This window comes from Deinococcus radiotolerans, from assembly GCF_014647435.1.
Lineage (GTDB): Bacteria > Deinococcota > Deinococci > Deinococcales > Deinococcaceae > Deinococcus > Deinococcus radiotolerans.
In genome coordinates this window covers 80,257-94,374 of sequence record NZ_BMPE01000001.1, presented here as the reverse complement: position 1 = coordinate 94,374, position 14,118 = coordinate 80,257, and the positions used below count along the sequence as shown (strand labels likewise).

Here is a 14,118-nt window from a genome sequence, read left to right as displayed (position 1 = left end):
GGCCTGGTGCCGGGACTGCGGAGTGCTTTCCTGACCACCTCGTACGGCCGGGCGAATGAACGCGTACAGCTGACCGGCTCCGGGCCGGACCTGCGGCCGGACTGGGCGGCGCCGGGTGAACGCTGGGCCATCCTGACCGCGTGGAATCCAGGTGGACGGCAGGCTGAACTGGCCGTGAATGCCGCGCGGCAGGCGGCGCTGACCCGCGAGGTTCACCTCTGGTCTCCCCTGCCCGGCTGGAACGGCGAGGGCGCGTGGCGGGAAGACACGCTGATTGTGCGGGGCATGCCACTGCGCGCGGCGGTCACCCTGGGCGCCCAGTTTGGCCAGGCGGCGGTCGTGTGGGGCGTGGGCCGGCGTGCGGCGCTGGTGTGGCTGGGCGGGGGCGCGCGGGTAGAGCGGCTGTGGCTGCGGCGGGCGCCGGGTTCGACGGCCGCAGCCGGTTGCGGCTATACTGCCGGATTGTGACGCTGGACGCGACCGACGCCATCTCGCCGCTGGGGGTGCTGCCCCCACCGGGGCCCACCTGCATTCACCTGCCGCTGGACGTGACGCCTGAAAGCCTGGCGAGGCACGCGGTGGGCCTGGCGAACGCGCGTGGGGGGACGGTCCTGGTGGGCGTGGACGCCGTGGCGGGCGGGAGCGCCGCGCGGGACGCGGGCGAACTGCATCCCCTGATGGTGACGCACGCGATCTTTGAACTGTCGGGCGGCCGCCTGACCGTGAACGTGCAGCACCACCGGCTACCGGGCGGCGCGCGGGTGCTGGCGGTGTTCGTACCGCACGCGCCGTACGTGCTGGCCGCGCCGGACGGGTCGGTCATCTCCTGGGACGGCGCGCACCTGGTGCCGGTGACGCCCAGTGAGGCCGAGCCGGTCGCGGATCAGGACTTCACGGCGACGGTCCCGCCGGACGCCTCCCTGGCGGACCTGGATCCGGCGGAGGTTGCGCGCCTGCGTGGCCTGGGCCGCCGGGCGAGTGCCGCGAACCTCCCGGACCTAGATTTCCTGCGGGAGCTGGGGCTGCTGATTCCCAGTGGTGGGGCGCTGCGGCCCACGCTGGCCGCCATTCTGCTGGCGGGCACCCCGGCGGCGCTGCGGGCGCACGTACCGCAGTCGGAGGTGTGCTTCTACCACCACCAGACGGCCGACGTGGAATTTCAGTTCCGGGAGGATCTGCTGCGGCCCATTCCGGCGCTGCTGACGCGCCTGGCCGAACTGATTCAGGCCAGGAACCGGTTCACGCCGGTGCAGGTGGGCCTGTTCCGCATCGAGGTGTGGGATCAGGATGAGGTGGTGTACCGCGAGGCGCTCCTGAACGCCCTGACGCACCGGGACTACACCCTGCGGGACGCGGTGCACGTGCATCACTTCCCGGACCGGCTGGAGATCATGAACCCGGGCGGGCTGCCGGGCGGGATCACGCCGGGGAACATCCTGCGGCACCAGCCCAAGCGCCGCAATCCGCTGCTGGCCGAGTCCCTGGCCCGCCTGGGCCTGGTGGAGCGCGCCGGGGTGGGCGTGGACAAGATGTACTCGCTGATGCTGCGCCACGGGAAGGAACCGCCGGAGTACACCACGTATCCGGACTCGGTGACGCTGGCGCTGCATTCGCCGGGCTTCGACGCGGAGTTCGTGCGGTTCGTGGCGCGCAAGCAGGAGGAAATGCAGACCCTCTCGCTGGACGTGCTGATCGTCCTGAGCCTGCTGGCGCGCGAGGGCGAGGCGACCCGCGCCGCGCTGGCCCGCGCGCTGCAACTGCCGGAGGACCGCACGCCACGACTGCTGCGCGGCATGGAGGAACACGGCCTGATCTGCCGCGCCGGGGTGGGCCGCGGGATCGCGTACGTCCTGAGTGACGAGGTGCGCGCCGCGCTGGGCCGCCCCACGCTCGCCCTGGCCACGCCGCCCGAACCCGCTGACAGGCCACCGACCAGCCTCCTGCCCGCAGCTGAACCGGCGGTTTCAGAGCCTGCTCCGGCCACCCCGAAGCCCGCGCGGGCGCCCCGCCGCCCGGCGGACAGCAGTGGCCCGAACGCCGCCGAGGTGCGCGCCATCGCGCTGGCCCTGGCGCGCGAGCAGGGGCGTGTAAGGAATGTTGACCTGCGCGGCGCGTGCGGCATCACGACCCAGCAGGCCTGGCGGACCCTGCGGCGACTGGTGCAGGACGGTCAGCTGCGCAAACTGGGGACCGGTACGCGCGACGCCGCGTACGAGCTGCTGCACTGACGCCCCGCCGGGATACAGTCGGGAGCGTGAGTTCCTTCGACGAGTTGCAGGCGGTGATCCGGCGCGGCGCGGAGGCCCGTCAGGCGGACCAGCGGGCCTGCGAGGGCTTCCTGAACCTGCTGTACCACGCGCTGCGGGCCGCGAACGGGCCGGGGCTGCCGCTGAACAACGTCAGCATGGATCCGGTATCTGATCCGCAGGAGGCGCTGCGGCCCGCGCCGCTGGGCAGCTGGCACGCCGCGTGGTTCCGGCTGGGCCTGTGCGAGGTGCGGGTACGCGTGCGCCGCGCGGACGGCGCCTTCCGCGGGGAGTATGGCCCAGGCGAGGGCTTCCGCGTGGACGAACTCTCCGAGGACGCCGTTCTGAGCCTGGCCCGGCAGCTGCTGCGGGACGTGATCAGTTTCTACGGGGGCGGTCACGACGAGGGCACGCACCTGAACTGACAGCGCCGGGCAACGGTGGAGCGGGCTCCTGACCGCCCAGCGCTACGCCATCAAGAGGCCGCCCCCGATTGCCCAGGGGCGGCCCATTCAGGGGTTGTCGTGGGCTGCGGTCAGCCCTTGACGGCGCCAGCCGTGAGGCCCGACACGATGTTGCGCTGGAACACGAGGACCAGGATGATCAGCGGCACGGTCACGACGATGCTGGCGGCCATGATGGGACCCCAGGGCTGGTCGAACTGCGTGGCGCCGGAGTAGTTGGCGATCACGACCGGCACGGTGCGGTTCGTGCTGGTGAAGGTCAGCGCGAACAGGTACTCGTTCCAGGCGTTGATGAACGCCAGCAGGCCGGTCGTGACCAGGGCGGGCATCATCACGGGGAACAGCACCTGGAATAGCGTCTGGAGGGGGCTGGCGCCGTCCACGAGCGCCGCTTCTTCCAGTTCGCCGGGAATGTCACGGACAAAGCTGGTCAGCACCCACACCGTGAACGGGATGGTGAAGATCAGGTACGTGAGGATCAGGCCCACGGGGTTGTTGTACAGGCCCAGGTTGCTGATCAGGGTGTACAGGCCCGAGAGCACAGCAATCTGCGGGAAGACGCTGACAGCCAGAATGACGTACATGATGATCTGCTTGCCCTTGAAGCGGAAGCGGCCCAGCGCGTACGCGGCGAACGAACCGATCAGCAGGCTGATCAGGACGGAGCCGACCGCGACGATCAGTGAGTACAGCAGGCCGCGCTGGAAGTTGGGGTTGCTGAACACCTGCGTGTAGTTCTGGAAGGTGGTTTCGGCGGTGATGAACTGCGCGGGCGGCAGGAACAGATCGCCGGGCGAGCGCAGGCTGGTCAGGACCGCCCAGAGGAACGGGGCGAGCAGGTAGAAGGCAATGACGATCACGAGCAGGTAGAAGGCGGCGCGTTGCAGGTAGTACAGGGCCGGGTTGGTCGTTTTCAGGTTCATTCGCGCCTTCTCCTCAGTCGAACTTCACGCGGAACGCGGTGACGTAGATCACGACGATCACCATGATGATCAGGAAGATCGCCACGCTGACGGCGCTGCCGAAGCCCAGCAGCGAGTTGTCGATCAGCGCCTGCCGGGCGTACCCAGTCATGCTGGTGGCGGCGGCGTTCACGTTGCCCAGCATCACGGACATGATGTCGAACACGCGCAGGGCGTCCAGGCTGCGGAAGACCAGCGCGACCAGCAGCGCCGGGCGCAGCAGGGGCAGGGTCAGGCGCCAGAACTGCGTCCACTTGCTCGCGCCGTCCATGTCGGCCGCCTCGTACATGTCGCTGGGCAGACTCTGGAGGCCCGCGAGGATCAGCAGCGCCATGAAGCTGGTGGTCTTCCAGACGTCCACGGCAATCAGGGCCCAGATGGCGCTGTCGGTGTTGGCCAGCAGCGCCTGCCCGCCCAGCAGGCCGCGACCGATCAGGCCGAAGGAGTCGTTGTACATGTACGACCACATCTGCGCGGAGACCACCGTGGGGATGGCCCAGGGGACCAGCATGGCGGTGCGCAGCAGCCCCCGCCCCTTGAAGGTGCTGTTCACAACCAGCGCGATGATCATGCCGAACACGGTTTCCAGGAAGACGGAGACGACCGTGAACAGCAGGGTGTTCTTCACGGCGCCCCACCATTTGGGGTCCTGGAGGAAGCCCAGTGAGACGCCCTCGTCGGTGGTGAACCAGAAGTTGCCCAGGCCGACGAACGTCCGCTGGTCAGGGGTGGTGAGGTTCGCGTCGAACAGCGAGAAGTAGATAGTGCGGTACAGCGGGTACCCGGCGACCAGCGCAATGGCGATCAGGGTGGGCAAGAGCAGCCAGATGGCCTGACGGGCGCGGGCGGCTTCAATGCCGCGGGTGCGGACGGGCCGGGCGGGCGCGGTGGGATTCACGGTCATGCCGGGGTACCTCCTGTGGGATGCGTTCAGTGTAGGCCGGGGGCTGGGCCTTCAGGATGCATGAACGGTTTCGTAAGGTGGGCCGATAGGGAAAGGGGGGACACCCCGGTTGGTGGGCGTCCCCCCTCCCTGCGTGGGCGTGGGCTTACCAGCCGCGGCCCTTGATACGGGCGAGGTCGCCGTTCAGCTTGGCGACAGCGGCCTGACCTTTCATCTTGCCGTTCAGGACGTCACTGACGGCGCTGCTGAAGGCCTGGGAGACCTGGTTGTACTTGCCCTTGGTGGGGCCGGAGGGACGGGCGACGGCGCTGGTGAAGACGCTGTACAGGCTGCCGAAGAAGGGGTTCTTGGCGAGCACGTCCTTGTCCTTGTAGAGGCTCTGGATGGTGGGGTTGTACGCACCCTCGATGGCGCGGATCTTCTGCTCCTGGGGCCCGGCGAGGTAGCGCACGAGGTCAATCGCTGCGGCCTGGTTCTTGGAGTACTGGCTCACGCCGAGCTGCCAGCCGCCGAGGGTGGCGGCGTTGCGGCTGCCGCCGCTGGGCAGAGGGGCCACGCCGATCTTGCCCTTGACCTTGCTGTCGGCATTCTGGCCGAGCGCCCAGGCGTAGGGCCAGTTGCGCATGAACGCGGCGTTGCCGGCCTGGAAGATGCCGCGGGCGGCTTCCTCGTCGTAGGTGGTGACGCCGGCGGGGCTGATGCTCTTGATCCAGCTGGCGGCGCTGTCCAGGGCCTTGGCGGCCTGGGCGTTGTTGATGGTGATCTTGCCGGTGCTGTCCACGATGGTGCCACCGCCGAAGCTGACTACCCATTCCAGGGCGTCGCAGGTGAGCCCTTCGTAGTTCTTGCCCTGCCAGACGTAGCCCGCGAAGGACTTGTTGGTCTTCTGTTCGCCGGCCTGGATCTTCTTGGCCATCAGGGCCAGTTCAGTCCAGGTTTTGGGGGCGCTCTTGAAGCCGTACTTCTGGAGGAGGTCGGTGCGGTAGTACAGCAGGCCGGCGTCGGTGAACCAGGGCAGGGCCACCAGTTTGCCGTTGACGGTGTTGGCGTCGATGATGCCCTTGAAGTGCGCGTTGACTTCAGCGGCGGGCACCTTGCCTTTCAGGTCCACGAAGTGCTGGGAGAGCAGGCCGGGCCAGACGACGTCCAGCTGGTACACGTCGATGTCGCTGCTCTTGGCGGCCAGTTGCTGCTGGTACAGGCCGAGGCGGTCGTTGGTGAGGTTGGGGCTCTCGAAGATCTTGACGTCGTTGCCGGTCTTTTTGGCCCAGCGGGCGGCGCCTTCCTTGCACAGCTGGAGTTCCTGGCCCACGGCGCCGCAGGCGAGGGTGACGGTGACGGCGCTGGCGTTGCTGCTGACGGCGATAGCGGCGCTGAGGCTGACGAGTGCGATGACTTTCTTCATGCATCCCCCTTGGGTGGGTGCCGGACAGTTCCGGCCCGCCTCATCTGTGAAGCGGTTCCACGTGTGTCGTTCTTGATGAATTCAGCGTACACTGCCTTTTTCACACTGTCAATGGAAACAGTTCCATCAGCTTCAAATCAGAATTGCGCAGAAGACATAAACAACGGCAGAGACAGCATATTTTCAGTGCAGACACCCCCACTCACCCCCAGAAGTCATGTCGAGTGGACCGCTGAGATGAGAGGCTGCGCTGCACGCGACAGAAGGCCGTACACCCGTTCGAGCAGACCCGGCGCCACACCGGGAACGGCGCTCGCGTTCTCAGAGGAACGGCGGTATCAACCGATTGCCTTCTGAGGCAGGGCCGCGAACCGGGTGAGCGGTCCGAAGCCCCTAACCTCTCAGGCGGTCCGGGTCTGAAGCCAGTCCAGGATCACCTGCCGCACGTCGGCGCGCGGTTCGTCGTTCAGCAGTTCGTGGTAGCCGCCTTCGACGGTGTGGAGCGTCTTGTCCGGCGAGGTGATCGTGTCGTGGAAGCGCTGGCTGCCGCGCGGGTCCGTGATCTTGTCGGCCGTGCCGTGCAGCGTGAGGGTGGGCAGGGTCCAGCGGGCGTACTCGGGCCACAGGCGGCCGCTGAGGCCCAGCATGGTCGCGGCCGTCAGGGCGGGCACGTTTCCGTGGTACATGACCGGGTCCGCCTCGTACGCGGCGACCTCGTCGGGCAGGCGGGACAGGCCGCCAGTGCCCAGGTCACTGGTTTTCAGGCCCGGCGCGATCTTCGCGATGACGGGCGCCAGGCGCTTGAGCCACGCGGGTTCCTTCTCGCCGACCAGCAGCGCGGGGCTGGACAGGATCACGCCGCTCAGGCCGCGTGGATCGCGGGCGGCGCTGGCCACGGTGACCAGGCCGCCCATGGAGTGCCCCAGCGCGAACACCGGCAGCTCCTGCGCCCGCAGGGCTTCACGCGCCTTCAGGTGATCGTCGACCAGGAGGTTGAGGTCGGTGACGGCCGGACGCCCGGGCGATTGCCCGTGGCTGCGCTGGTCGTAGGCGTACACGGTGTACCCGGCGTCTGCCAGGGTGGGGATCAGGCGGTGGTAGCGCTCGACGTAGCGGCCCGCGTACTCGCCGAAGCCGTGCGAGAGCAGCACGGCGGCCTTCGGACGGGCGGCCCGCCACACGTACCCTTCGACTGGTGCGCCGGGCACCACCCACGATTCGCTTTGCATGAACTGAGTCTAACGGGGGGATGGGTTCGGGTGGAGGGGTGGTCCGCAGTGGGTGCGTGACCCAGCCCGGTCAGGACGAGGCGCCCTTCACGGCTGACTGCCCGTCCGCCAGGAAGGCGTCCACCAGGGCCCGGTACCGCTGCGTCTCCTCCAGCGCGGGGAAATGGCCGCTGTGGGCCATGACCTCCTGCCGGGCGTGTTGGACTAGGGCGGCAATGTCCGCCCCGGCAGGGGGCGGGTTGAGGGGATCGTGCGCGCCGCTGAGGATCAGGGTGGGCGCGGTCACGTGGGGCAGGCCAGGACGGACGTCGAAGTGTTCCAGGGCGCGGCGGGCCGCTTCGGCCTGCTCGGGCGTCTGGGCCAGCCCGGCCGCGTGGTCGGCGGCGGTGCGGCGGGCAACCTCGTCCCGGATGGCCTGCGGGGTGTCCGGCGCGAACATCAGGTTCAGCAGGAAGGCCTGCGCCTGCTGCGGGTTCAGGTCACGCAGCTCGCCTTCGTGCTGGGCCATCAGCGCGGCGGTCCCGCTGGTCTGCCCACTGGCCTTGGGCACGATCAGAATGAGCCGCGAGACCCGCTGCGGGTGCCCTGCGGCGAGCGCCTGCGCGACGTAGCTGCCCATGCTGGTGCCCATCACGTCCGCCTGCGCGATGCCCAGGGAGTCCATGACCGTCAGCACGTCCGAGACGTGGTCCGCCAGGGTGAAGCTCGCGGGGTGGCCGGAGCGTCCGTGCCCGCGGCTGTCCAAGGCGATCACGCGGCGCGTGCGGGCGAAGTGGTCCAGATCGGCGTCCAGCCATCCACTGTGGCTGCCCAGGCCGTGCAGGAGGATCAGGGGGTACCCCTCGCCCCGCTCCTGCACGAAGAGTGGGGTGTCATCGGCAGCGGAGACGATCACGGGGCGTCCGGGGTGGGGAGGGTGCCGTCCACAGCGGCCAGCGCGAAGGCGTACTCCTCGGCCAGTTCGTTCAGGTACTCGTAGCGGCTGCTGGACCCGCCGTGCCCGGCGCCCATGATGGTCTTCAGGACGGTCACGCCGCTGCCCGGCTGGGCGAGGTCGCGCACGCGGGCGGCGAACTTGGCGGGTTCCCAGTACGCGACGCGCGGGTCGTTCAGGCCGGTGCTGATGAACAGGTGCGGGTACCGGGTGGCCTTGAGGTTGTCGTAGGGGCTGTACGCGGCCATCACGGCGTACTGCTCGGCGTCATTGGGGTTGCCCCACTCGTCGTACTCGTTGGTGGTCAGGGGAATGCTGTCGTCGAGCATGGTATTCAGCACGTCCACGAACGGCACGCCGGGGAACACGGCAGTCCACAGGTCGGGGCGCAGGTTCAGGGCCGCGCCCATCAGCAGGCCGCCCGCACTGCGGCCCATGGCGACCAGTTCACGGGCCGTGCCGTTCGCCTTCAGCGCCTCTCCGGCGGCGACGAAGTCGGTGAAGGTGTTCATCTTGTGCGCCAGTCGCCCCGCGTCGTACCAGCGGCGGCCCAGTTCGGATCCGCCCCGCACGTGCGCGGTGGCGTACACCCAGCCGCGGTCCACCAGGGGCAGGCGCGTCAGGGAGAAGCTGGGTTCCATGCTGAAGCCGTAACTGCCGTACCCGTACAGCAGTGTGGGTGCGGGCAGGAGGGTATCCCGGCGGCGCAGCAGGCTGACGGGCACGCGCTCACCGTCGGGGGCGGTGATCCAGGTCTGCTCGCTGACGTACAGATCGGCGTCGTAGTTGGGGACGGGCGTGGCCTTCACCAGCGTGGTGTTCAGGCTGGTCAGGTCGAGGTCGAGGTGCTCGATGGGCCGGGTGAGGCTGGTGAACACGATCCGCGCGCTGCCCGCATCGAACACGTGGTTCGCGCCGATGCGGACGGTGACGCTGTCCTCCGGGAAGTTCACGCGGCGGGCCGGGCCGTACCCGCCGGGCGTGCGGGCTAGCACCCACAGGCGCGTGAAGCCGCCCTCGCGCCCCGCGAGCAGCAGGTGATTCTGGAAGAGGTGCAGGCCGGTCAGGTGCCGCGCCGGGTCGTACGGGAGGACGTCCTGCGCGTCCTCCCAGTCCAGCGCGGCGCCTTCACGTTTCGGGAAGCGCACGAGCTTGAACTCACTGGCTCCGCCGTGATTCGTGAGGGCCAGCCAGTGGTCGCCGCCGTCAGTCAGGATGGGCACCTCCGTGCCGCGTTCACGCGGGCGCAGCAGCGCGGGCTGCGCGCCGTCCTGCGCGGTGTCCAGCGCCCACCACTCCTGCGCCATGTTGCTCTGGCTGATCAGCCGCAGCGTGCCGCCGTCCTCGGTCAGGGCGGCCGCCACGCGGAAGGTCGGGTCCGGCTCGTGCAGCAGCCGCTCGGCCTGCGCCTGCGCCTCGTCCAGCGTGTGCCGCCAGACCGAATCCGGGCGTTGCGTGGCATCGTCCGTGGCGTAGTACACCTGCGTGCCCGCCGCGTTCCAGTCCAGCACCCAGCCACTCAGGCCGGTCAGGGGCGGCTCGGCCAGTTCACCACTCGTGGTGTCCAGGACGCGCAGTTCGAACACTTCCTGCCCGGTCGTGTCGAGCAGGTACGCCCACAGCCGCCCGTCCGGGCTGGGGACCGCGCGGTACACCCAGACGTTCTCCATACCCTCGCGGACCTTCAGGGCGTTCAGGTCCAGCAGCGTCTCCTCGGGCCCGCCGCTCAGGGGGCGGCGCATGAAGACCGCGTGCGCCTGTCCCTCCAGGGTGCGCTGGAAGTACGCGTACGCGCCGCGCACGACCTCCGGCTGATCGTCCCGTTCCTGCACGTGCGACAGCAGCTCCTGGTAGATGGCGGCCTGCGTGGCGCGCAGGGGCGCCATCACGGCGTCCAGGTGGGCGTTCTCGGCCTCCAGGTACGCCAGCACCTCGGGGTCGGCCTTGCCCTGCGTCTTGAGCCAGTGGTAGTCGTCGGGACGCTGAACGCCGTGCAGGTCGTGCACCACGCCCTTGCGGGCGGCGCGGGGAATGTGGGTCATACCCCGGAGCATACCGGGCCGCAGGGCGGGCGCGCTGCCACGCTCGCCCACGCGGGACAGCAGGTTGATCCGTCCCCGCCTGGGTTCAGCGCAGCGTCTTGACCAGCTGGCGTTCCACGAGCTGCGCCGCGATCGGGCCGCGGATGCGGCGGAACAGGTGGTAGTCGAAGAAGTACACCTGTCCGGCCTGACTGGCGCGCAGGCGGCTGGTGATCGCCCCGGCCGTCCACTCGGCGCGGGCGCGGGTGGGGGTGCTGGTGCCCGCTGCGAGGACAATCACGACGTCGGGGTCCAGGGCGGCCAGGCCCTCGACGCTGACCACCGCGTCCTTCTTCTCGCCGTCGATGACGTTCAGACCCACGTCCCGCAGCAGGCCGCCGGTCCAGTCGTCGCTGCCGCTGATCGTGAAGGTGTTGCGGGCGTCCCCGCCGGCCGTCCAGACGACCAGCACGCGTTTCCTGCCGAACGCGCTGAGCTGGGTGCGGGTGGCCTGCACGCCCTTGTTGTACGTGCTCAGGGCGGTGCGGTACGCGGCCTCGCGGTTCAGGACGCGGGCCAGGGTGGGCAGGGTCTTCTGCCACTGGTTGCGGTTGATCCCGTCGAACAGCAGCGTGGGCGCGATGCGGCTGAGCTGCGGGTACACGTTCGCGGCGTAGTTCTCACCGACGATCAGGTCGGGGCGCAGGGACGTCAGGATTTCCAGGTTGGGGTTGAAGCGGTCCCCGACGTTCACGGGGGCACTGGTGACGCGGCTGCCCAGGTACTTGATGTCGCGGATGGGTGAGCCGAAGGCCGGGGTTTTCAGGAACGTGGACGCCTCGCCGTAACCGACGGGCTGGACACCGATGGACAGCAGCAGGTCCAGGGCGTGCGGGCCGAGCGCCACGACCCGCAGCGGCTGCCGGGGGATGGTGGTGGTGCCCGCCGCGTGCGTGACGGTCTGCGGGTACGTGACGGCCGTGGCGGTCTGGGCGGCGCTGCTCAGGGCAGCGAGGAGGGCAGCGGGGATCAGTCGGTTCAGCATGGGTGGCCTCAGGGCGCCGGGCCTGATGGGCGCGCGGCGTGGTGGCGGGAGTCTGACAGACTCTAATCCGAGTTACAAGGTCAGGATTACGGGCGGCCGGGTCACCCCGCGGCCCTGACTGTGAAGTTCCGCTCAAGCGCCCCCATAAACTCAGCCGGGCCACCACCCGCCACACTGGAACGCATGGCAGATATTGCACGGAAGGCATCGGCCCACTGGGAAGGCGACCTGCGCAGCGGCAAAGGCAGCGTCAGCACTGAAAGTGGTGTCCTGGACGGCGCCCAGTACTCGTTCGGCACCCGTTTCGAGAACGGCAAGGGCACCAACCCTGAAGAACTGCTCGCCAGCGCGCACGCCGGGTGCTTCACCATGCAGCTCAGCGCGCTGCTCGCCAACCACGGCCACACCATCGAGTCCCTGGATACGCAGGCCACCTGCGAGATGGTCAAGGACGGCCCCGGCTTCAAGGTCAGCGCCATGAAACTCGTGGTGCGCGGCAAGGTCACCGGCAGCGACCAGGCGGACTTCGAGGAGCACGTCAAGCAGGCCGCTGACATGTGCCCCATGAGCCGCGTGATGAAAGGCAACGTCGAGATCACCCACGAAGCCATCCTGGAATAAGAGGCGCTACCACCATGAGCGGCCACCGGCAGCGTGCCAGTGGCCGCTTTCCGTGGTCTAGGCTGGGGTATGCGAATCCCCGCGCTGCTGACGAGTCTGACCCTGGCCGGCCTGCTCCTCTCCCCCACCGCGCACGCGGCCACGCCGTTCCAGGCGGCGGACCTGACCCGCGCCGCGGCGTACTCGCAGGCGCACCGGGGCGACGCGGTGCTCGTGTGGCAGGCGGGCCGCGAGGTGTTCGCCCAGGCGCAAGGCAGCTTCGACCTGAACGCCCCGCACGTCCTGGCCAGCGGCAGCAAGACCTTCGGCGGGCTGCTGGCCGTGGCGCTCCAGGACGCGGGCCTGCTGCGGCTGGATGAGCGGGCAGCGGACACCCTGACCGAGTGGCGCGGCGACGCGCGGCGGGACATCACGGTGCGGCAGCTGCTGAACTTCACGAGCGGCCTGCTGGGCAACGTGGGTCACCCCATTCCCACGCTGAACCGCGACCTGAGCGGCGCCGCGCTGGCGGCACAGGCTGTGGCGCCCGCCGGGACGGTGTTCGCGTACGGGAACGCGCATCTGGCCGCGTTCGCGGAACTGGTCCGTCGCAGAACCGGGCAGGAACCCGAAGTGGCGTTGCAGGCACGAGTACTGGACGCGCTGGACGTCCACCCGACCTGGGCACGCGACCGCGCCGGGCACGCCGATCTGGCCGGGGGCGCGCGCCTGAGTGCCCGCGAGTGGGGCCGGGTGGGCCAGCTGCTCCTCCAGAACGGGCAGTGGCAGGGCCGCGCGGTCCTGAGTGCCGCCGGACTGGGCGAGTGCCGTCAGGGCAGCGCCGCGCTGAGCGTGTACGGCCTGAACCTGTGGCTGAACGTGCCCACGAACGGCACGCTGGACAGCGGCGATACCGTCCCGGTCGCGGCGCTGAACCTGAAGGGCGACCGCCTGATGCCCAGCCAGCCCGTCAGCGTGTTCATGGCGGCGGGTGCGGGCAACCAGCGGCTGTACGCCGGGACGCGGTGATCGTACGGTTCGGGCGGGGCGGCGACTGGAGCGATGACGTGTTCCTGAAGCTCCTCAGCGGCGCGCCGTGACCCACGAGGTGCGGGGGCAGGTCACAGGCTTGGCGCTCGCCACCCTTCACGGGTGAACTGACCGTCAGGCCCAGTCAAGGGGCGTCGCCCAGTGATCAGGGACCGGCCTGCGCGGCTGCCCTGTCACCGCTGCTGACCCACCGAGGTGGCGGTGACGTGCGGGAGGGGCAGGTGCAGCGTGATGGACCGCAGGCGCCAGGTGAACTGCCAGCGGCGTGGGCGCGCGCCCTGAAGGCTGCGGGCCAGGTGGACGGCCCGTGCGTCCTCGATCAGCTGGGCGTGACGGTCAAGGGCGTGCTGGTGGCGTTCATGGAACATGTGAAACCTCCGGTGGTGTGTGGTGAGGCGGCCCGCCGTCCGCCGGAGCGGTCGTGGGTGGAAGGAGACGAGGAGCGTGGAGCGGATGGGTTCAGGTGAGGTGCAGCTGCCCCTTGAAGGTCATGAGGACGAAGGTGCTGGCGCGGGCGTCCTCGGCGGTGGCCTCGGCTTCCAGACAGTCGAGGATGTCGTTCAGGGCGTCCTGCGCGGCGCGGTACTGGCGTGGGGAAAGGTGCACGGTCCGCAGGCGCAGGGCGGGCGCGAACGGGCCGGTGGCCTCGCCAGGGTCGGGTGCGCTGCCGCTGAGGTGAAGGGTGAGGTCGTCGTCGCCCGGACCGGGGTGGCCCTGCCGGGTCTGCCAGTCGAGGACGGCGTGGGCGTACGCGGTGGTGACCTCGCGCAGGGCCGGGCCGATGACCGTGAGAGGTTCGTCGAGTTGCACGAGGGTGCGGGGGACGTGGAAGGTGCGGGCGGCCGTCACGTACAGCGCGCGTTTGCCCTGGTGTCCGGCGACGCGCAGGAGGCCGCAATCCACGAGTTTGCGGACGTGGTACGCGACGCGGTTGGCGGGTTCATTCAGGGCGCGGGCGGCGTGGCTGGTGGTGGTGGGGTGCAGGAACTGTTCGAGGAGGCGGGCGCCGTAGGCGAAGTCGAGGAGGGCGCCCGCCTGGGCGGGGGTGGTGACCCGCAGGTGATCGTGGGTGGGTTGGGGGCAGGCCGGGGGGTTCATGGCCGTATTGTGCGGAGATCAAATTTCAGTTGAAAGCTGTGGTTCTGAAAAATCTGCTGGAGTAGGAACTCTTCCCTGCTGGCCGCTGCGGTCCTCGTCTGGCCCTGGCTGGTTCGCGGCCTGGCCTCGCTTTTCCCAGGTTCGCTTGCCAGCTTAGCGT

14 protein-coding genes are annotated in these 14,118 nt (G+C 69.4%); 5 read left to right on the top strand and 9 right to left on the bottom strand.

Annotated features, from left to right (window positions below; all coding sequences use genetic code 11):
• Positions 1 to 6: 6 nt before the first annotated feature.
• Genes IEY63_RS00410 through IEY63_RS00400 form a run of 3 tightly spaced genes read left to right on the top strand, consistent with a single transcriptional unit; the run spans position 7 to position 2,671 of the window.
• Positions 7 to 468 (top strand): DUF3293 domain-containing protein, encoded by a 462-nt coding sequence (locus tag IEY63_RS00410; protein ID WP_229784392.1) that lies wholly within the window; start codon positions 7 to 9, stop codon positions 466 to 468.
• The gene (locus IEY63_RS00405; RefSeq protein ID WP_189067009.1) at positions 465 to 2,228 is read left to right on the top strand and encodes an AlbA family DNA-binding domain-containing protein; all 1,764 of its coding nucleotides are present in this window, start codon (positions 465 to 467) and stop codon (positions 2,226 to 2,228) included. Before IEY63_RS00410 ends, IEY63_RS00405 begins: the two co-directional genes overlap by 4 nt.
• A 26-nt stretch (positions 2,229 to 2,254) precedes the next feature.
• Positions 2,255 to 2,671, top strand: coding sequence for a hypothetical protein (locus tag IEY63_RS00400; RefSeq protein WP_189067008.1), 417 nt, complete (start codon positions 2,255 to 2,257; stop codon positions 2,669 to 2,671).
• A 110-nt stretch (positions 2,672 to 2,781) separates the two neighbouring features.
• Here IEY63_RS00400 and IEY63_RS00395 read toward each other — a convergent pair whose 3' ends face one another.
• The 7 genes from IEY63_RS00395 to IEY63_RS00365 form a co-directional block, all read right to left on the bottom strand.
• Positions 2,782 to 3,633: a carbohydrate ABC transporter permease gene (locus IEY63_RS00395; protein ID WP_189067007.1), complete on the bottom strand. Its 852-nt coding sequence runs from the start codon at positions 3,631 to 3,633 to the stop codon at positions 2,782 to 2,784.
• A 13-nt stretch (positions 3,634 to 3,646) separates the two neighbouring features.
• Positions 3,647 to 4,576, bottom strand: coding sequence for a carbohydrate ABC transporter permease (locus IEY63_RS00390; RefSeq protein ID WP_189067006.1), 930 nt, complete (start codon positions 4,574 to 4,576; stop codon positions 3,647 to 3,649).
• A 145-nt stretch (positions 4,577 to 4,721) separates the two neighbouring features.
• Positions 4,722 to 5,981, bottom strand: a complete 1,260-nt coding sequence (locus IEY63_RS00385; RefSeq protein WP_189067005.1) for an ABC transporter substrate-binding protein — start codon at positions 5,979 to 5,981, stop codon at positions 4,722 to 4,724.
• A 401-nt stretch (positions 5,982 to 6,382) separates the two neighbouring features.
• Positions 6,383 to 7,210 carry an alpha/beta hydrolase gene (locus IEY63_RS00380; protein WP_189067004.1) on the bottom strand — a complete coding sequence of 276 codons (828 nt, stop codon included), beginning with the start codon at positions 7,208 to 7,210 and terminating at the stop codon, positions 6,383 to 6,385.
• Between the two features lie 70 nt (positions 7,211 to 7,280).
• The gene (locus IEY63_RS00375) at positions 7,281 to 8,105 is read right to left on the bottom strand and encodes an alpha/beta fold hydrolase (protein ID WP_229784391.1); all 825 of its coding nucleotides are present in this window, start codon (positions 8,103 to 8,105) and stop codon (positions 7,281 to 7,283) included.
• Positions 8,102 to 10,186 (bottom strand): S9 family peptidase, encoded by a 2,085-nt coding sequence (locus IEY63_RS00370; RefSeq protein ID WP_189067003.1) that lies wholly within the window; start codon positions 10,184 to 10,186, stop codon positions 8,102 to 8,104. The genes IEY63_RS00375 and IEY63_RS00370 overlap by 4 nt, the downstream gene beginning before the upstream one ends.
• Positions 10,187 to 10,271: 85 nt before the next feature.
• A complete protein-coding gene (locus IEY63_RS00365) occupies positions 10,272 to 11,210 on the bottom strand; it encodes an ABC transporter substrate-binding protein (RefSeq protein WP_189067002.1) in 939 nt (312 codons plus the stop codon).
• 183 nt (positions 11,211 to 11,393) lie between these two features.
• On the opposite strand from IEY63_RS00365, the gene IEY63_RS00360 reads away from it, so the two are divergent.
• Both IEY63_RS00360 and IEY63_RS00355 read left to right on the top strand, forming a co-directional pair.
• Complete coding sequence (locus tag IEY63_RS00360) at positions 11,394 to 11,831, top strand: OsmC family protein (protein ID WP_189067001.1); 438 nt, start codon at positions 11,394 to 11,396, stop codon at positions 11,829 to 11,831.
• A gap of 69 nt (positions 11,832 to 11,900) precedes the next feature.
• Positions 11,901 to 12,839 carry a serine hydrolase domain-containing protein gene (locus tag IEY63_RS00355; protein ID WP_189067000.1) on the top strand — a complete coding sequence of 313 codons (939 nt, stop codon included), beginning with the start codon at positions 11,901 to 11,903 and terminating at the stop codon, positions 12,837 to 12,839.
• A 194-nt stretch (positions 12,840 to 13,033) separates the two neighbouring features.
• On the opposite strand, the gene IEY63_RS00350 is transcribed toward IEY63_RS00355, so the two are convergent.
• Together IEY63_RS00350 and IEY63_RS00345 are read right to left on the bottom strand one after the other, a co-directional pair.
• Positions 13,034 to 13,228: a hypothetical protein gene (locus IEY63_RS00350; RefSeq protein WP_189066999.1), complete on the bottom strand. Its 195-nt coding sequence runs from the start codon at positions 13,226 to 13,228 to the stop codon at positions 13,034 to 13,036.
• Positions 13,229 to 13,319: 91 nt separating this feature from the next.
• Entirely contained in the window at positions 13,320 to 13,958 is a 639-nt protein-coding gene (locus tag IEY63_RS00345; RefSeq protein WP_189066998.1) for a helix-turn-helix domain-containing protein, read from the bottom strand.
• Between the last annotated feature and the right edge of the window lie 160 nt (positions 13,959 to 14,118).